13 protein-coding genes are annotated in these 19,350 nt (G+C 50.4%); all 13 read left to right on the top strand.

Annotation, left to right across the window (positions count from 1 at the left end; all coding sequences use genetic code 11):
• Window positions 1–90 precede the first annotated feature (90 nt).
• On the top strand, window positions 91–1,149 hold the full coding sequence (gene mnmA / locus FWE06_07790) for a tRNA 2-thiouridine(34) synthase MnmA (GenBank protein MCL2547073.1): 1,059 nt from the start codon (window positions 91–93) through the stop codon (window positions 1,147–1,149).
• The gene (gene hydE, locus FWE06_07785; protein ID MCL2547072.1) at window positions 1,149–2,183 is read left to right on the top strand and encodes a [FeFe] hydrogenase H-cluster radical SAM maturase HydE; all 1,035 of its coding nucleotides are present in this window, start codon (window positions 1,149–1,151) and stop codon (window positions 2,181–2,183) included. The genes mnmA and hydE overlap by 1 nt, the downstream gene beginning before the upstream one ends.
• A 266-nt stretch (window positions 2,184–2,449) precedes the next feature.
• On the top strand, window positions 2,450–5,050 hold the full coding sequence (adhE, locus tag FWE06_07780; protein ID MCL2547071.1) for a bifunctional acetaldehyde-CoA/alcohol dehydrogenase: 2,601 nt from the start codon (window positions 2,450–2,452) through the stop codon (window positions 5,048–5,050).
• Between the two features lie 57 nt (window positions 5,051–5,107).
• Window positions 5,108–7,471 carry a phenylalanine--tRNA ligase subunit beta gene (pheT, locus tag FWE06_07775; GenBank protein MCL2547070.1) on the top strand — a complete coding sequence of 788 codons (2,364 nt, stop codon included), beginning with the start codon at window positions 5,108–5,110 and terminating at the stop codon, window positions 7,469–7,471.
• A 63-nt stretch (window positions 7,472–7,534) separates the two neighbouring features.
• Window positions 7,535–7,774: an IreB family regulatory phosphoprotein gene (locus tag FWE06_07770; GenBank protein MCL2547069.1), complete on the top strand. Its 240-nt coding sequence runs from the start codon at window positions 7,535–7,537 to the stop codon at window positions 7,772–7,774.
• Window positions 7,775–8,183: 409 nt separating this feature from the next.
• Window positions 8,184–8,540 (top strand): hypothetical protein, encoded by a 357-nt coding sequence (locus tag FWE06_07765; GenBank protein MCL2547068.1) that lies wholly within the window; start codon window positions 8,184–8,186, stop codon window positions 8,538–8,540.
• A gap of 52 nt (window positions 8,541–8,592) precedes the next feature.
• Complete coding sequence (locus FWE06_07760) at window positions 8,593–9,783, top strand: C40 family peptidase (GenBank protein ID MCL2547067.1); 1,191 nt, start codon at window positions 8,593–8,595, stop codon at window positions 9,781–9,783.
• A 165-nt stretch (window positions 9,784–9,948) separates the two neighbouring features.
• Window positions 9,949–10,980: a helix-turn-helix domain-containing protein gene (locus FWE06_07755; GenBank protein ID MCL2547066.1), complete on the top strand. Its 1,032-nt coding sequence runs from the start codon at window positions 9,949–9,951 to the stop codon at window positions 10,978–10,980.
• Window positions 10,980–11,657, top strand: coding sequence for a cell division ATP-binding protein FtsE (gene ftsE, locus FWE06_07750; GenBank protein ID MCL2547065.1), 678 nt, complete (start codon window positions 10,980–10,982; stop codon window positions 11,655–11,657). The genes FWE06_07755 and ftsE overlap by 1 nt, the downstream gene beginning before the upstream one ends.
• A complete protein-coding gene (locus FWE06_07745) occupies window positions 11,650–12,531 on the top strand; it encodes an ABC transporter permease (GenBank protein ID MCL2547064.1) in 882 nt (293 codons plus the stop codon). The genes ftsE and FWE06_07745 overlap by 8 nt, the downstream gene beginning before the upstream one ends.
• 94 nt (window positions 12,532–12,625) lie before the next feature.
• Window positions 12,626–13,969, top strand: coding sequence for a peptidoglycan DD-metalloendopeptidase family protein (locus tag FWE06_07740; protein ID MCL2547063.1), 1,344 nt, complete (start codon window positions 12,626–12,628; stop codon window positions 13,967–13,969).
• A 42-nt stretch (window positions 13,970–14,011) separates the two neighbouring features.
• Window positions 14,012–15,253 carry a S41 family peptidase gene (locus tag FWE06_07735; protein MCL2547062.1) on the top strand — a complete coding sequence of 414 codons (1,242 nt, stop codon included), beginning with the start codon at window positions 14,012–14,014 and terminating at the stop codon, window positions 15,251–15,253.
• 246 nt (window positions 15,254–15,499) lie between these two features.
• The coding region (locus FWE06_07730) for a glycerophosphodiester phosphodiesterase (GenBank protein MCL2547061.1) at window positions 15,500–19,350 on the top strand (3,851 nt) is incomplete at its 3' end.

The following is a 19,350-nucleotide window of genomic DNA, read 5'->3' as shown; positions in this document are numbered from 1 at the left end:
TTGGGCTTGTACATATGGGTGTTTTATATTATAATACCCGGTGGATTCAGAATAGTTATACAGATTTCTAACCTTCCAAGGAGAAACCCCATGAAAAAAGCCCTTATTGCCATGAGCGGCGGCGTAGATAGCGCGGTTGCCGCCTATCTGACGTTGCGTGCCGGCTATCAATGTACAGGTGTGACTATGCGGCTATTCGACAACCAAGATATTGGGCTTGATAACACCAAGACCTGTTGTAGCTTGCGCGATGTGGAAGATGCCCGCAGCGTCGCTTATGCGTTGGGCATGGAGTATCATGTTTTTAACTTTACTGACGATTTTAGAGCGCAGGTTATCGGTCGCTTTATTGAGGCATATCAACAGGCGCGGACGCCCAATCCGTGTATCGACTGTAACCGCTATATGAAATTTGAGAAACTGCTATGGCGCGCCAAGCAACTTGATATTGACTGTATTGTCACCGGGCATTACGCGCAAATTGAGCGTGCCGGCGGTCGTTATCTGCTAAAAAAAGCCGTTGACCTGTCAAAAGACCAAAGTTATGTGCTGTACAATATGACGCAAGAACAGCTGGCTATGACGCAATTTGCGCTGGGTGGATTGCACAAACCAGAAGTGCGCGAAATTGCCGTCAAGCAGGGCTTTACAAATGCCAAAAAGCGCGAGAGCCAAGATATTTGCTTTGTGCCGGACGGTGATTATGCTGCCTTTATAGAGCAACATACCGGCAAGATGTATCCCTGCGGCGATTTTATCGACAGCCAGGGAAACGTGCTGGGTAGGCACAAGGGTGTGATACGCTACACCATCGGCCAGCGAAAGGGTTTAGGGCTATCGTTTCCGCAGCCGATGTATGTTGGTTCGAAAGACGCTGCGGCAAATACTGTGACGTTGTGCCGCAATGAGGAGTTATACGCGCGGGACGTGCGAGCCGTTGAGTTTAACTGGATTATGCCTCCTGTGCCAAATATGTGCATCAAGGCGAAAATCCGCTATGCGCACACTGAACAGTCCGCGACGATTGTGGATGTCGGCGATGAAATCGTGCATATCCGCTTTGACGAACCGCAACGCGCGGTGGCGGCAGGGCAGGCAATTGTGTTGTATGATGGTGATTTTGTTGTGGGGGGAGGCGTGATTGTTTGATGGAGAATTTAGTGGAGCAACTATATGGTAATCGAAACTTGCCCAATAACCAACTAAAAGCTTTACTTTCTACAAATAGCTATGATCAAGACCTCTTTGCCGCCGCTGACACGATTCGTCAACGGCACTATGGTCGAGATGTCTATATTCGTGGGTTGATTGAAATCAGCAATTACTGTCAGCATGATTGCTATTACTGCGGTATTCGATGTGGCAACGGTGAGCTGGAACGCTATCGGCTGACGCAAGAGGAAATTTTAGCGTGTTGCAAAGAGGGTTATCGCTTGGGGTTTCGTACTTTTGTAATGCAGAGCGGCGACGACCCGTATTTTACCGATGATGTCATGTGCGAGTTGATTACTGTCATTAAGCGAGAACACGGTGATTGCGCCATTACGTTGTCGTTGGGCGAACGGTCGCGGGGGAGTTATCAAGCGCTGTTTAATGCGGGTGCGGATAGATATTTATTGCGGCACGAAACGGCAAATTGCGCACACTATGCGCAACTGCATCCCAAGGACATGCAACCGGACACTCGTAAAAAGTGTCTATGTTATCTCAAAGACATCGGCTTTCAAGTTGGATCGGGTTTTATGGTTGGGTCACCGTATCAGACGCTTGAAAATATTATTGAAGACCTACGGTTCTTGCAAGAATTGCAACCCGATATGATTGGCATCGGGCCGTTTTTGTCGCATAAAGATACGCCGATGTGCGATTTCCCAAACGGTGATTTGGCGTTGACGCTACGACTGATTTCAGTGTTGCGGATGATGTTTCCGCACGCGTTGATTCCTGCCACAACGGCACTTGGTACACTTGACAGAAACGGGCGTGAATTGGGGTTGCGAGCTGGCGCGAATGTTGTTATGCCCAATTTGTCGCCGCGCAGGGTGCGCAAGCAATATGCACTGTACGACAACAAAATTGCTACCGGCGAAGAGGCGGCAGAAAGCCGCACACGGCTCGAAACGCGCGTCAAGTCGGCGGGGTATGAGGTTGTGACAGCGCGGGGAGATGTGCGGCGGGTGTAGATAAACTATATCCCATTTACCATGGTAAATACGTCAACACAGGCTGCCGTTAAATGTCTTATGTATAATGAAACATGGCGAAGCAATTATGACCAAGACGGTTGGAGCGCTGTGTTTATCTTCTAAGAATGCACCGTTGCCGACGTGTTGGAATATGCTGAAGGTGTGGCGTAATTTTCCAAGTCGTCACTACTTGACAAATTCCTTGCGCCTGTGGTATATATAAGAGATACCATTTGATTTTCACCAATTCCGCAGGAGGGTTTATGGAAACGCACACATACAAGACGGTTGAAACGTTGGAACAACTCATCGCCAAAATGGACGAAATCCGCAGAGCACAACAGATTTTTGCGACCTTTTCACAGGAGAAGGTTGACGAGATTTTCAAGGCGGCGGCATTGGCGGCGAACAAGCATCGTATTCCGCTTGCCAAGATGGCGGTTGAGGAAACCGGCATGGGTATTGTTGAAGACAAGGTTATTAAGAATCACTATGCGGCGGAATATATTTATAACAAGTACAAAAACGAGAAAACCTGTGGCGTGATTGAAGAGGATGCGGCGTTTGGCATTCGTCGTATTGCCGAACCTGTCGGCGTGATTGCCGCGGTTGTGCCGACGACGAATCCGACTTCGACGGCCATTTTTAAGGCGTTGATGGCGATTAAAACGCGTAACGGTATTATCTTTTCGCCCCATCCGCGTGCCAAAATGTGCACGTCGGAGGCGGCGAAAATTGTATATGAAGCGGCAGTCGCGGCAGGCGCACCTGAGGGATTTATTGGGTATATCGATAAGCCGTCATTGGAACTGTCCAACGAGGTTATGCGCAATGCTGATATGATTTTGGCGACGGGTGGCCCGGGCATGGTTAAGGCGGCGTATTCGTCGGGCAAGCCGGCAGTCGGCGTAGGCGCGGGCAATGTGCCGGCGTTGATTCACAAGTCAGCTGATGTGCCGATGGCGGTTAACTCGATTATTTTGTCCAAGACATTTGACAATGGCATGATTTGCGCATCCGAGCAATCTGTCATCATTGATACTGATATATATGAGGCAGTTAAGCAGGAATTTGTCTTGCGCGGTTGCTATATGCTCAAACCAGATGAAATTGAGAAAGTACGCAAAGTCATTGTGGTCGACGGCGCGCTCAATGCCAAAATCGTGGGACAGAAAGCTGAAACGATTGCCGAGCTGGCAGGAGTCAAGGTGCCGAAAGATACCAAGATTCTCGTCGGCGAAGTCGAGAGCGTGGACGTGAGCGAAGAATTCGCGCACGAAAAATTGTCGCCTGTGCTTGCTATGTATAAGTATACGTCATTTGAGGATGGGGTTGCCAAAGCCGATACGCTGGTTAAAGAGGGCGGCTACGGGCATACCGCAGCGATTTATATCGACACCTGCGAAAAAGAGGCATTGACTGCCTACGAAAATGCTATGAAAACCTGCCGTATTGTCGTTAACACGCCATCATCGCACGGCGGCATCGGCGATTTATATAACTTTAAACTGGCTCCGTCATTGACGTTGGGTTGCGGCTCATGGGGCGGCAATTCGGTGTCGGAAAACGTGGGTGTACGGCACTTACTCAACATCAAAACAGTCGCCGAGAGGAGAGAGAATATGTTGTGGTTTAGGTCGCCTGAAAAGGTGTACTTCAAGCGTGGGTCACTGCCTGTGGCATTGGCGGAGTTGAAAGATGTGTATGACGTCAAGAAAGTCATGTTGGTGACCGATGAGTTCCTCTATCAAAACAATTATACTAAGTGTGTGACCGACAAGCTCGATGAAATGGGCATTCGCCATCATACATTCTTTGACGTACAGCCTGACCCGACATTGGCGTCGGCAAAGGCGGGCGCAAAGGCGATGATTGACTTCCAACCCGACTGTATTATCGCGTTGGGCGGCGGCTCGGCGATGGATGCGGGCAAAATTATGTGGGCGTTGTACGAACATCCCGACCTCGATTTCCAAGATGTTGCCATGCGGTTTATGGACATTCGCAAGCGTGTGTATACTTTTCCCAAAATGGGCAACAAAGCGAAATTTATTGCGATTCCCACCTCAGCGGGTACGGGCAGCGAAGTCACGCCGTTTGCTGTTATTACGGATGAGCAAACAGGCATCAAATATCCCATTGCTGACTATGAGCTTATGCCGACGATGGCGATTATCGACATCGATTGCGGCATTATGGGTGCACCCAAAGGTTTGACGGCGGCGTCAGGCATTGACGCGTTGACCCATGCGCTGGAAGCCTATGCTTCAATGTTAGCGACCGATTACACTGATGGCTTGGCGTTGACGGCGATGAAAAATATTTTCAAATATCTGCCCATTGCTTATACCGACGTGAAAAATGTAGAGGCGCGTGAAAAAATGGCGAATGCCTCGACCATTGCCGGTATGGCGTTTGCCAACGCTTTCTTGGGCATTTGCCATTCGATGGCGCATAAGTTGGGGGCATTTTTTCATTTGCCGCACGGTGTGGCAAACGCGGTGTTGATTCCGCATGTCATTCGCTTCAACGCCACCGACAATCCCAAGAAGATGGGTGCGTTCTCGCAGTATAAATACCCCAAAGCCATTGAGCGGTATGCCGAAATTGCCGATTTCCTCGGTTTGGGCGGCAAGGATGACGCTGATAAAGTTGAAAAACTGATAGCCAAGATTTACGAGCTGAACGACCTGCTCGGCATCAAACGCGCTGTCAAAGATTACGATATAAAAGAAGACGAATTCATGGCCGTGCTGGACGAAATGGTTGAGCAGGCATTTGACGACCAATGCACGGGCGCAAACCCGCGCTATCCGCTGATGGAAGAAATGCGGGAGATGTATTTAGAGGTTTATCGTGGGTAACTTTCCCGTTCGCGCCGTGCGTGAAACTCCCTACGATTGTAGCACAGGAGATTTTTCATGAAACTATCCATGAACTGGCTGGCTGATTTTGTTGATGTTGGCGACGTATCTATTAAAGATTTTGCGCAAGGCATGACGCTGTCGGGGACTAAGGTCGAAATGATTGCGGCGCAGGCGGATAGTCTGCGAAATATCGTTGTCGGCAAGATTTTGAAAGTTGAAAAGCACCCTGACGCCGATAGGCTGAACATTTGCCGTGTTGATGCCGGCAAGCCGTTGACCATTGTCACGGCGGCAACCAATGTGTTTGACGGGGCGTATGTGCCTGTCGCGTTGGACGGCGCGGTGCTGGCGGACGGCACAGTTATCAAACACGGAAAATTACGCGGCGTAGTGAGTGAAGGTATGTTCTGCTCGTTCCAAGAGTTGGGACTGGAGCATGAAGATGTGCCGTATGCTGATCTTGACGGCATTTTAATTTTACAAAATGAGCCGAAGATTGGCGTGGAGATTGCCGAAATTCTGGGTTTGAATGACACGACAGTGGAGTTTGAAGTCACCAATAATCGCCCCGATTGTTTGAGTGTGCGTGGTTTGGCGCGTGAGGTTGCCGCGACGTTTGGACGGGAATTAAAATTTGGAGGTCGGAATTCGGAATTCGGAGTTGCTGCGGGGGATTTACCGTTTGCGGTTGCTGTTGAAGATAGTGCGTTATGTTCACGTTACTGTGGGCGTGTGGTGAAAAACATTAAAGTCGAACCATCACCGAAATGGTTGCGCGATCGTTTGCGCGCCAGTGGTTTGCGCCCGATTAATAATATTGTTGATATTACAAACTATGTGATGTTGGAATACGGACAGCCCATGCATGCGTTTGACTATGTTTGTGTGCAGGGCGGCGAAATTGTTGTCCGTACAGCGCGTGACGGCGAAACGTTGGAAACCTTGGACGGCAAGCAACACAAACTGTTAAGCAGCATGCTGGTCATTGCCGACAGCCAAAAACCAATCGGCGTTGCCGGCGTGATGGGCGGTGCGAATAGCGAAATCACTGACGTCACACGTACAATTGTGCTGGAGTCGGCAACGTTTAACGGTGAAAGTGTGCGCCGTACGGCACAGGCCTTGAATATGCGGACAGATGCCTCGTCGCGCTTTGAAAAAGGGCTGGATGCCAACAATGCATTGAGTGCGTTAGACCGTGCATGCCAATTGATTGAGCAGCTAGCATGCGGTGAAGTTGTTGGTGATTGTGTTGATGTGTGTACGGCGGACATATCGTTGCGCAACATGACACTTGACTGCAATGCGATTAACGCGCTGCTGGGCACCGATTACAGCCGCGATGTGATCGTCAAGGCGCTGCGTGCGTTGGGGTTTGGTGTTGAGGGCGACACCGTTGCCATTCCAAGCTGGCGCAAAGATGTTGCCATTACAGCTGATTTGGCCGAAGAAGTGGCGCGCTTGCACGACTACAATGCCATTCCGCGCACGCTGAATAAGTCGGGTGCTGTCGGGCGATTGACGGAAAAACAACAAAATGTCCGCAAGCTCAACAATTTGTGCCGTGGACTGGGATATACCGAAACGCTGTCGTTTTCGTTCTATGGCAGCAATGCCTTTGACCAAATCGGTTTGCCGGAAAATTCGCCAAAGCGTGATGCGATACGACTGCTTAACCCACTGGGCGAGGATACGGCATTGATGAAAACCACTCACTTACCGTCACTGCTGGATGTCTTGCGCCGCAACGACAATTTATCGTTGGGCGACTGTGCGGCGTTTGTCTTTGATAAGGTGTACATTAAAGATGCCGATGTTTTGCCTGCTGAAAAGAATTACTTGGCATTGGGTTGCTATGGCCATGAGCGTGATTTCTTCACTCTGAAAGGCGCGATTGACGCGTTGGCGCTGGCGTTTAATCTGCCGGCATTGACATATACGGCGAAAAGTGATTGTAATACGTTCCATCCCGGGCGGTGTGCCACGATTGCTTGCGACGGTGTTGAGTTTGGCGTGATGGGGCAGTTGCACCCGGCATTGAAAAATAAAAACGACCTTACGCAAGATTGTTTCTTGGCAGAATTGGATATGGATGCGTTTTGGCAAGCGGCATTACCGGAGAAAAAGTTTGCAGCATTGCCGCGATATCCGGCGATTGTGCGGGATTTGGCGTTGGTGTGTAAATGCGGTGTGACGCATGAGCAGTTACACAATTCGATTATGGCATCGGCGGGTGAATTGCTGGTCGACTTGGCGTTATTTGATGTGTACGAGGGCAGCCAGATTCCCGATGGCATGAAGAGTTTGGCGTTTAGCTTAACATTGCGCGCGCCCGACCGCACGTTGAGGGATGAGGACGCCGATGCAGTGATTGAACATGTGCTGGTGGGATGTAAGGAACTTGCTGTAAGGCGATAAAATGACATTATAGGGGATGCACATTGAGTGCCCCGCAGTAGAAATAATAGGGGGAAAGGATACATGGACGTCACAAGAAAGTACAACCTTGCCGATGAGCAAAAGGCCGAAATGCGCGCTGTGTTGGTTGAAGTAAGCAGGGCGTTGGAGGAAAAAGGCTACAACCCGATTGACCAAATTGTTGGATACTTGCTGAGTGAAGATCCGACTTATGTCACAAATCATCGCAATGCACGCATACTCATTGGGCGACTAGACCGTGATGAATTGTTGCGTGAATTGGTGCGAAAGTATATTGGATAGCGTTACAGGCGAGCGTCGTCTTAACGTAACATAATACTTACGCTTAAAAAGCCTGTGGTGTAACCATTATGGGCTTTTTTCGTGCTTCGGGATAAACTGTGAAATCCTTGCAGGGCAGCATGTGTAAAGGGGAAAAGAGATGTTTGGAAAATAAATTTGGAGAAATTTTCAGAAAAGTGTTGACAAATCAGACGGAAAGTGTTACAATTCGGTTACAAATAAAGTGGTGCTGAGTAGCCGCCTGGCAAAATGAAATCCCGGAAATTTTCGCAGAGTTGAAAATGGTTGGCTTTTGTCCTAAACAAAACGCTAAGAGCAAGCTAACGGTGCGTAAGTTGAAGTGAGTGAAATTTGTTGATGAGGCGGCGTTGCGACACGACAGGCAGAAACGCAGACAGGGAGGAAAATTATGACAGAGGCAGCGGCTGCGTCGGCAAAAAAAACGGCGGCGAAAAACCCGAAACAACTTATCTACCGTGGACATCCCGTTATGCGAAAGGATAGTTTGATTTACTACGGCAGTATGGGCGAAAAGTATATCGTGATGATGCAAATCCTCGAAACGGAAGAAGTGGAGCCGAAAACGGCGTCGGCAGACGCTAAGCCGTTGCAAATGGCGAAGCGTATTAGTGTGGAGTTGCAACGCACAGACCCAAATGTTAAGAGCAAAGACCGCGTGGTGCGTAAAAGCGAGAAAAATGGTCTGTACGCTGCCCTTGATATCGCCAGTATTTGGCTGGACAGAGCCTTATCGGGCAAGATGTAAGGGTGTGTATTGTACGACCGTGAAAGCAGTAAAAATACAAAAGAGGTAATTTATGCGACACTTCAAAAAACTTTTCATTGCAAGCGCAGCGGCGACGCTGCTTATGATGACATTGGCAGCAAGCGCGTCGGCGGCTACAGTTAGTGTCGCTACGGTGAACGCGCCGTTGAATCATCGCGCTGGCGCAGGAACTAATCACCGCGTTTTGTCTACCATGCCACAGAATTCGCTGGTGGTGCTGATTAATGACGGTACAACGGCACCTGCCGATTGGGCACGGGTGCAACGTAGAGATTCTGTCGGCTTCGCACATCGAAATTGGCTGACAGTACATACTGATAAGGAAGTCAACCTCGGGCGCGGCGTTGTGACGGGCAGTGCGGTTAATCTTCGCGCACAGCCAAACACTACGAGTGCTTCGCAAGGACTGTTAGCCCGAAACACCAATGTCGATGTTGTCGGTGTGCGCGGCGGCTGGTACAGGGTTCGCCATAATGGGAGAACCGGCTATATGTTTCCGCGTTACATACGACTGAGTAATGTACCCACTACAGTTGGCGGGGCTGCAGCGACTACCACGGCAACCAATAATAACAACGCAACAACACAGACGACGCAAAATCGCGGCGTGATTACCACGAACAATGTTAACTTTCGTGCACAAGCCGGTTTAAACTCATCTATTTTCCAAATGCTTGCCCGCGGCACAATTGTGGAGGTGCTTGGTAGGCAAGGCGATTGGGTGAATGTTAGGTTTAACGGCCGTACCGGCTTTGTTTTCCATCGCTATATTCGACTGACCGACGTGGCGAACGCGGATGCCGTGCGCAACGAGATTCTCGGCACCGGGCAAACCTCAAACATGGGACAAGCTGTTGTTAATAAGGCGCGGCAGCTAATTGGAACACCATACCGCTGGGGCGGCGCGTCGCCAGCTGCCGGGTTTGACTGTTCCGGGTTGGTATTCTATATCCATGGTCATTTTGGCCGTACATTGTTCCGTACGGCCACGGCACAGCTTGCCAATGGTACGCCAGTGGCGCGCGCCAATATGCAGCCCGGTGACATTGTGTTCTGGCGCGATGAAACACGTTCCACAACAGGTGCGACACATGTTGGCATTTATATCGGCGGTGCGCAGTTTATCCACTCGCCTCGCCCCGGACAAAATGTAAGAATTTCGAGCATGGCATCGGGGTATTATGATCGCTGGTTCTTGACAGCGCGGAGGATTTTTAACTAACATAGTTTTGTAAAGAAAATAAACCGACCGATTTCGGTCGGTTTATTTTCCTCAGTTGGATTTACATAATGAGTTGCCAATTTTTATTAAAGGCTTGTCAAAACGATAAAAATGGTGTAGAATGGAGGTCGTCGCGTGCGTATATTTCAAGGCGTTGTCGAACAAATGAAAGCTGCCACGCCGCGGCTGTTGGGTGTTCTTGACAATGATGGCATGGTGGTGTCATGCACCGATTCGGCGAGGATTGGTGAGCAGCGGGATGTTGTTGAAGATAAAATATGCGCTGGCGGCTATACGTATCGGCCGTTGGAGCGGCAACACGCCATGCCGGAATACACGGTATTCGCAGCAGGTGAGGATGAAGAAGCGTACACACTGTGTGTAATGGCGGGTATTGCGCTCAATAGTGCCAAGGCACTTTATGATGAACGGCATGACAAGGCGACATTTGTTAAAAATATTTTACAAGGCAATGTTATGCCGGATGAACTCTACGCGCGGGCGCGTGAACTGCAGATTAATTGCGATAAGCCGCGTGTAGTCATGCTTATTCGTCAACTTGACCGCAATGAGCCGATGGCTGCTGATATGCTGCAAAGCCTGTTCCCTGAGCGCAATCATGATTTTGTTGTCGGGTTGAGTGGTGATGAAATTGCATTGGTAAAGGAAGTGCGTGAGGATGTAGACACGCAAAATCTAAACAAGCTCGCAGCAGCCATCGAAGAGACCATGGGTGCGGAACTGTATATAAAGACTAACATTGGTGTTGGTGCGCCGGCCATGCATATTAAAGATTTGGCGAAATCATTCAATGAGGCGCGGGTTGCTCTTGAAGTTGGTAAGGTGTTTGAGACTGACAGGAGTATTTTGCACTATGCGCACTTGGGCATTAGCCGTTTGATTTATCAACTGCCTGTTTCGCTATGCGAAATGTTTCTCAAAGAGGTGTTTAAGCAAGGCAGTATGGATAAGATTGACCAAGAGATTTTGCTCACCATTCAGAAACTCTTTGAAAATAATCTCAATATCAGCGAAACGGCGCGACAGTTGTTTGTGCATCGAAATACATTGGTTTATCGGCTTGATAGAATGAAACGAACAACCGGGCTTGATTTGCGGGATTTTGAAGACGCCGTTGTCTTTAAAGTAGCATATATGGTGCATAAATACTTGGAAGCAGAGGGACGACGTTCATAATGATACGACTAATTGATGTTCATAAAACGTATGCCAATGGTGCGCGAGCGCTGAAAGGCGTTTCCCTTCGGATTGACGACGGTGAATTTGCCTTTATGGTTGGCGCAAGTGGCTCCGGAAAATCGACGCTTATTAAAATGCTCTTTGCTGAAGTGCGCCCAACTGAGGGGCGCGTCAGCGTCAACGGTTACAATATTGCCACTCTGAAAGAGCGCGATGTGCCTAATTTGCGGCGCACACTGGGCGTTATCTTTCAAGACTTTCGATTGATTGACAAGAAGAGCGTTTACGAAAACTTGGCGTTTGCCATGCGCATTGTGGGCGCGTCGCCAAAGGAAATCAGGCAACGTGTGCCGTATGTGCTGGACTTGGTAGGGTTGACCAATAAAGGTCATCGTAAGCCCGATCAACTCAGCGGCGGTGAACAACAGCGCGTTGCCATTGCACGGGCATTAATTAATAACCCCAAGTGTATTATCGCTGACGAGCCGACGGGTAACCTTGACCCTGTTCGTTCATTGGAAATTATGACATTGCTCGAGCGCATCAATGCCCTGGGCACGACGGTATTGGCCGTGACGCACGAGCGCGAACTTGTCAATCACTTTACTAAGCGCGTGATTGCTATTGACTCGGGCAAAATTGTCAGTGATAAGACGGGTGGATATTATGCGTAAACATGAAGTGAAATATCTATTCCGTGAGGGCGTGCGGGGAGCATTTTTGCATCCATTTATCAGTTTCGCCGCTGTGACGATTATCGCGGCTTGTCTTGTGGTTATGGGCAGTTTTACATTGGTGGCGCACAACATTGACCGTTTTATTGTCACGCTGGGTCAAGTCGATGAAATTGCGGTTATGATGGATTATGGTATGAGCGAAGAAGATGCGCGGCACATTCATGCCGGCATCAATCGTATAGACAATATCCGCACCAATGAGTTTACCAGTGCGTCTGAGCATTTGGAGCAGTGGAGAATTGACTTTCCGGCGCTGGCGGCGGGTCTGCAAGAGGGTGACAATCCGTTTCAGCACCGTGCCATTGTCACTTTGATGGATATTGAATTGCAAGAAGACACCGTTGCGCAAATCATGGCCATTGAAGGCGTAGAAGACGTGCGGAATGACGCACAGATACGCGAAACGCTTTCGGCGATGCACAATGTGGCAAATGTTGTCAGTTGGGCTTTGATTTTCTTACTAGGTACAGTGTCGGTGCTGATTGTGTCCAACACCATCAAGCTGGCGACGTATGAACGGCGAGAAGAAATTGCCATCATGCGCGTCGTGGGTGCGACGCGGCGGTTTATCCGTGTACCTTTCTTTATTGAAGGCGCGTTGCTCGGCATCACGGGCGGATTACTTGCTTTTGCATTACAGGCTTTGACGTATAACGCATTGGTTGGTCGCGCTACATTTGATTGGATGGACTTTTCGGCGGTCGCGTTTTCTGAGGTCAACACCGAAGTATTCGGTGCGTTTGTGTTGGGTGGATTGCTGGCCGGCTCGTTGGGCAGTGTGGTGACAATACGACGGTTTTTGAAGACGTAATTGGCGGTGTAGAGGCGACCTTGGTCGCATACATGCGCTATTTCGGAGGATGATCGGGATGGTCGCCCTCACAAAATACAGGAGGCTGCTTCTTATGAACAAAAATGTAAAACGCGTTGTTGCTATGACTATTGCCATTATTTTGGCGTTGGCGATATTGGCGTCATTGGTGCTGCCATTTATTCTCGACGCGTCGGCAACAGAGACAAGCACGTCGCAACCGCGAGGCACAACGTCGCGCATTGAAGAGTTGCGGGGGCGGCAGGAACAGCTTGCCAATGACCGTCGGCAAGTTGAGAATGAAATCTCTAGCTTGCGGGGGCAACATGCTACAGCAGTGCAAGAAATGAATGCCATTGAACGGCGCATTAACATCATTGGCGACGAAATTGATACACTGCAAGACTTGATTGGCGAGTTCACGTTGGAAATTGAACAACGGCAAAAAGAACTGGAAGCGGCTCAATTGCGCGAAGTCGAATACTATCAGTTGTTTTTGGAGCGCTTGCGCGCCATGGACAACATGGGCAGGGCTTCGCATTTGGGCGTATTGCTGCAAGCAAACTCGCTGTCTGAAATGCTGACACGAGCGCACGATATGCGGGCATTGATGAGCTTTGATCAACGCGTCATGGACGACTTGGCAGTGGCGACAGCTGAAGTGGAAGAAAATAAGCGATACCTTGAAGATGTGCAGCGTGAATTGGAAGAGAACGTTGCTGAAAAACAAATACGGCAAGGCGAGTTGGAAGAGGCGCATGAGCGGCAAGAGGTGCTTGTTGCCGAGATAGCTGCAAATCAGGCTGAAGCTGAGGCGGAGCATCGTCGTTTGATCGCTGAGGAAGAGGCTTTGGAAGGGGAGTTACAACGTCGCATTCAAGAGCTGATACGACGAGAGGAAGAAGAACGCCGCCGCGTTGAGGCAGAACGCCGCCGTTTGGAAGAAGAGGCGCGGCTTGCCAGAGAAGCGGCCGCTGCGGCAAATCGTACACCACCACCTCCTCCGACATTGCCGCCACCGCCCTTTGTGGCAACAGGCGATTTTAGATGGCCATTGCCGGCGCAGTTTACTCGCGTGACCAGCCCCTTTGGTTGGCGCATTCATCCTGTCTTTGGTGGGCGCAGATGGCATACCGGCGTCGACATTGCGCAGGCCGGCATTTCGGGACAGCCTGTGTTTGCCATGTTAGATGGTGTAGTGGCAGAATCGAGAAACAGAGGTGCTTGGGGCAATTACGTATTGATAAATCATGGCGGCGGCCGATTCACCAAGTACGCGCATTTGGCGCGCAGGGATGTGGCTGTGGGTGCACGTGTGACGCAAGGGCAGACCATCGGAACGGTGGGTAGTACCGGTGCGTCAACAGGACCGCATTTGCATTTCGAGACATGGATTAATGGCTCGCCGGTGGATCCGATGCAATTTTTCTCGCGATAAATTTATAGGGGTGTCCCTATTACACAAGGAGGCAAAATTTCTGTGAAAAAACGCTATGATATTGCCACGGTTGTCGCATTGATGCTGGTGGCTTGCGTAACCACATTTGTGTTTACATACCTATTTGTTACGGCCGATTTGCGCGATCAATTCGCCGAGGCAGGCGAATTGCGCAATGAATTTCAACAGTTTATCAGCGTGAGAGATGAGATTCGCGATAACTACATCGGCGAGCAAGATGATGAAGGCTTGATTGATGGTGCCATTGGTGGCATGGTGGATGCGCTGGGTGACCCGTGGTCACGGTTTTTGACGCCGGCTGAATTTAGCGCATATTTTAATCAAGGCGAGCTTGCCTTGCAACTTGGACTGGAAATTCGTTTTGATATTGAAGGGCGCGGCGCGCTGGTGACACGTGTACATAATAACTCTCCGGCAAGTGAGGCCGATATACGCCCGCTTGATGTTATTGTGGCAGTAGATGGCGTGGGTTTTGCTGAGATGGACGGTTTTTATGATGCTGTGGAACGCTTGCGCGGCGATGAAGGTGAGGTAGTGGAATTATCACTTCTGCGCGAGGGCGAAGATGAGCGCGAAGCAACATTGACACGCAGCACGGTGATTTTATCGCCGGTTACGTCTACGATATACACCGAGGAAAATGTCGGCTACATTCGCATCCACAGTTTTAATCACGGCGCATTTACCGATTTTCAAAACGCCGTAGACCGTATGCTTCGCGCCAATGTGGGGGGCATTGTCTTTGATGTTCGCAACAACGGCGGCGGCATGTTGGAAGTCATGACAGAAATGCTTGAGCTCTTGCTTCCGGGACAACGCGTGATCTACATTCGTGACAGAGATGGCGAATTGCAGTCGTTGCCCGAGACGCTTGATGAGGATACCGAGCCTTTTGCGGGCGGATTGCCGTTTATCGTGTTGACCAACGGACAATCGCTCAGCGCTGCCGAATTTTTTGCCGCAGCGCTGCAGGAACATCATCGTGCTACAGTTATCGGCGAGCATACAATGGGTAAGAGCTTGGCACAGCAGCAATTTGAGTTTGGCGACGGATCGGCACTTATCTTGTCGGTGAGTGAATACTTAACGCCGATAGGACAGGTGTCGCTTGCGGAGACTGGCGGCGTGCAGCCAGACAATGTTATTGCAATGGACGCGCGGCGCGCGGCGATGCTGCCTAATGTGGCATTAGAAGACGATACGCAACTGTTGGCGGCGTTGGCAAGAATGGGCGAATTGATGGGGGAGCCCGGCGGAGAATAAACAAGACATGGCATACGCTGATTTAATTGCGTTAGTAGGGATGGTGTGTCACCAATTATCTGTCAAACGGCTCATACATATAAAAAAGCTCATGGGCGGGTATAAAAACCCGCCCTCTGCATCGATTAAGGGTGCTTTTTCTATTTTGATAGATGATAGATAAAAATTCCCATTGACAACTTGTCGCCAGGCATGATACAATGATGCCAATTAAAATTGCTCAAATAATAGGAGGAAAATAGAGCTATGAAACGTACAAGCAAACGCGCAATTTCCCTGGTTTTGGCCCTGGTAATGCTGATTGGCCTGATGGGCATTGTGCCGGTAGCGACGGCAACGCCGACGCTGACCCATCCGACAGGATATGTTTTAGTTGACAGTCCGGCTGCAGCCCCAACGCTGCTTGGTTTGGGCATTCTTGCCGACGGCATGCCGGCAACGGCGGCCGACTTGGCAGATGCTGCATTTATTGATGGCTCGTCTGCAACTATCAGCGGCCTGACAATCGTCGGATTGACGCGCGGCGTACATAGGCTGCAAGTGGGCGGTCTTGATATCCTGCTTGTTGTCAAAGATGCTGATGAAACTGAATTTGTGCTCTTTGAGACCAACTTTTCGGGCATGGATGATTTGCCTACCAGCTGGACGCAAGGGCAAGGCCCGATTGCCGGGACGGTGGCCAATAATAGGCTGACAGTTACCTCGGGTTCAATTGCCGGTGTGCTGTCAATTGCACGGCCAGTCATGCTGCCCGTGTTCTTAGAAGCGTTCCCAAATGTGCGATTCGGTGCTGATATGACAGTCACACAAGAGGTTAACAACACACGTTATGTTGCCATGACATTTAATGCGACGTCAGGCACAATCGCGCCATACTATCATTGGCTGACACGCGGTGCCGGTGGTGGAACACGCGGCATTAATGGCAATAATGGTACAACTTGGCTAGGCGTAGATAGCGGCGCAATTACGCCTATTGGCGGTGCGCCTGTTACCAACGCTTTGAACCAAACCAACCGCTATCGCCTTGACTTGTTCGGCAACACTATCCGCGGATATTTCAACAACATCCGCAACACCGATTGGCACTTCACGCCGTTTGGGCATGCCAACACGGGTGGTATGTTGGGCTTTAAAGGTGATCAAAACACGTTTAATGTGACCAATATCCGCGTGGTTTACAACAACGGCAGCTTGAACGCCGCTGAAACGCCGTTTGACGGTACACGCAACTTTACGTACCCTGATCCGACGATTGGCATGGTGATTTTCCCGTTTATCGAAAACGTGCAAACACCTGTGACCAGCATTGTCAACGCGCCGACGATTGTGGCAGATGTGACACAGAACCCCTTGACGCTTGCCGCGATGGATAGCGGCCGCCCCGCTTCGGCGATTTTGGATATTGCGCCCGGGCTTTCAGTGGCCAATGCCGGCGGTGCTTCGCTGGCCTTTGTGTTGAATGCTATGAGAGGCAGGGTCATTCCCGTGTTCCGCATTGAAACCATGGCGATTGCCGCCGAGTTTATTGAGTTCTATGAAGAGAGCGATATTCGCGACGGTGTTTTGATGAGCAGCGATCCTGTTGTATTACGCCATTTGCGCTTGGCGATTAGGCATTTGCAAGGTGCATTAGCCGTTGACGGTTCAGGTGGCATTGACAGAGATGTGTTGGATGCGTGGGTGCTTGATGCCAACCCCAATTTGGGACGTATTCTATACATATACAATGCCGGTGAGGTGTTGGAAGAGGATATCTTCTATCTGCAAGCGCGTGTGTTTAGCGTTTGGGTGGATGCGCCTGCTGCTACCGACGCGTTGTATAGGCAGCTCATTAACGGACCAAATGGATTTGTCACTGATAACGTAGCGCGACTCTATGAAGTGTATGAATCTTTCGACGGCAATCTGCCGACAATGATACGTACGCCGGTTAATGCAGCGCACCGCGGCTCGCCTTCAAAAATTCCGCAAAATACCGTAGAGGGCGCGATACAAGCAGCTCTTGACGGTGCCAATGCTGTGGAATTCGATATTATGATCACGCTTGATGAAGAGTTGGTCATTTTCCATGACAACCGCATCGGCGTTTTGACTGGGCCTTGCTGTGAAAATGCCAATGCCGGTGGTGCTACGCCTTGCTGTCCCAATAACCCTAACATTTGGGAGTTGACGTTGGCAGAGGTGCGCGAACTTGTGCCTAACCAGCCGGGCGACTACGCGCACTCGGTTGAGTGGAACCCGGCCGACTTTACGCACGTACGAATCCCCACCATGTGGGAATACTTGCAGGCATTGGCGGAGTTTGAGGATGTTATCTTCCTTGCCGAGATTAAGGATGCTTGGAGTATGGGCACGTCAGCCAACCCCGGGCGCACTGCCAATATCATCAGATTACTCAGCGAGATGTTAGATGATTTCTATGACGAGTACGGTGTTAATTTACGCAACAGATTTGTCGTTATCACATTCAATCACAATGCCAACAAGATTGAGATGATACGTGAATATCTGCCGGAAAGCACAGTAGGCGGATTGAGCGGCACGTTTACCAACGCCGAATCGGCAATTCGTGAATTTGCGCCGCAGAATATGATTAACAACAGCAATCAGGCCGGCATGATGGGCGGCGGACGTGCATTGACACAAGCCATGAGCCATCGCGGTTTGCCTTTTATTCCGTGGACATATCGCGACCTCCCCAGCGTCAGTCGCGACTATGTTGCCGGTGTTGCCGGTCTGACCAACAGCCACGCACATCGTTTGTCCAATATTTCGGTAGCGTTTAGTACCAATGAGAATGTGCAAAACATTGAAACAGGTCAGTTGGTGTACCTTGCGGGCGAAACGGTCAACCGCCATAACGTTACGGCGGTGACGTATGACTTTGCGCCAGTCATTATCAGTGGCGGTGAGTTTATTGCCGTTAATGAATTTGGCGGCATTCGCGGTGTTGCGGAAGGCACGGCGGTGATTATTCCGCGCGGTCGGGCACGCGTTGGCGGTAATGTATTTCTCTTGCCGGGCACTCCCGTCGCTATCAACGTTTCGGCCGACATTCACACCGGGCAAGATCCGGATCGTCCGATTGAACCCGGCTGGCCGATACTGCCCGACGACTATGCGCACAACTTGCTGCCGAGCAACCTTGACAGCAGGATTTTTGATCAAAAGACAAGCGCCTCGGGACACACCGCACCTATCAACCAGGCAACGAGCTTAACGGTGACGGAGCTTGACGACGGCGTGCTCACCATTCAGCGGCGGAGCAGCGCGGGCATTGCTTGGCCATCGGTGGTCTATTCGTTGGAAAACCCGCTCGTGTTGGATGTTGACGAAGACAAGATTTACTTTGATGTCGCGCTGACAAGCGGTGCGACAGCGAACATGACGCTGTATTTTGCGCCTGTTACAGCCGGCGGAAACAGCGCAAGCGTGAGTTTCTTGCCGCAATTGTCGATGACACCATTTATTGTCGGACCAAGCATCGGCGAACAGCCGGGTACGGCGACTGATTTTGGCCCCGGCGTACATATCGGCGGCTTTACGCTGCGTGAGTTGATTGAAGCAAATGCAGTTAGTCATGAAGTATATCGCGACCATGCACAAACGGTTCTGAATTTGATTGACAATGGAGAATTGGCAGTTCATGGCATAGCATTTGCCATTGTTGGCGCAACGCCGATAGAGGATGTGTTGACGGTTAACCGTTTGTTCGTAGGCGAAAGAGAAACCGATGTTGAATACTGCCCCATTTGCGGCAGCCCGCAAGATGAATGCGACAAGTTTGACCCTTACCGTGACACCCCCAATAGTTGGGCGGTTCCTTACGTGACACGGGCGCAAGATGCCGGTATCATCGGCGCACATCTGCCAGTTGGCGTACTCTACCGCGAAGGCGCGCCGCGCTGGTACATCGCTGAATTGCTGGCAAACTTTATGATGGCGTATACGGGCAATACATTGGCCGAGATTATCGCTGGATTTGACGGCGAGCTGGCAAATGTGACGTTCCCCGACGTGCCTGGCGGCCACCCGCACTATGCGTCAATCATGGCGTTAGCACAGCTGGGCATTCTGCAAGGCGGTGAATTCGG

The sequence above is a fragment of the Oscillospiraceae bacterium genome (assembly GCA_009780275.1).
GTDB lineage: Bacteria > Bacillota > Clostridia > Oscillospirales > UBA929 > WRAI01.
The sequence above is the reverse complement of the archived record's forward strand: the minus strand, read 5'-3'. Positions and strand labels throughout refer to the sequence as shown.

Coding starts and splice junctions, on each gene's coding strand:
- FWE06_07760 (MCL2547067.1), top strand. CDS start 8,593: ATGCGACACTTCAAAAAACTTTTCATTGCAAGCGCAGCGGCGACGCTG.
- FWE06_07740 (MCL2547063.1), top strand. CDS start 12,626: ATGAACAAAAATGTAAAACGCGTTGTTGCTATGACTATTGCCATTATT.
- adhE (MCL2547071.1), top strand. CDS start 2,450: ATGGAAACGCACACATACAAGACGGTTGAAACGTTGGAACAACTCATC.
- FWE06_07755 (MCL2547066.1), top strand. CDS start 9,949: ATGAAAGCTGCCACGCCGCGGCTGTTGGGTGTTCTTGACAATGATGGC.
- pheT (MCL2547070.1), top strand. CDS start 5,108: ATGAAACTATCCATGAACTGGCTGGCTGATTTTGTTGATGTTGGCGAC.
- hydE (MCL2547072.1), top strand. CDS start 1,149: ATGGAGAATTTAGTGGAGCAACTATATGGTAATCGAAACTTGCCCAAT.
- FWE06_07770 (MCL2547069.1), top strand. CDS start 7,535: ATGGACGTCACAAGAAAGTACAACCTTGCCGATGAGCAAAAGGCCGAA.
- mnmA (MCL2547073.1), top strand. CDS start 91: ATGAAAAAAGCCCTTATTGCCATGAGCGGCGGCGTAGATAGCGCGGTT.
- FWE06_07765 (MCL2547068.1), top strand. CDS start 8,184: ATGACAGAGGCAGCGGCTGCGTCGGCAAAAAAAACGGCGGCGAAAAAC.
- ftsE (MCL2547065.1), top strand. CDS start 10,980: ATGATACGACTAATTGATGTTCATAAAACGTATGCCAATGGTGCGCGA.
- FWE06_07745 (MCL2547064.1), top strand. CDS start 11,650: ATGCGTAAACATGAAGTGAAATATCTATTCCGTGAGGGCGTGCGGGGA.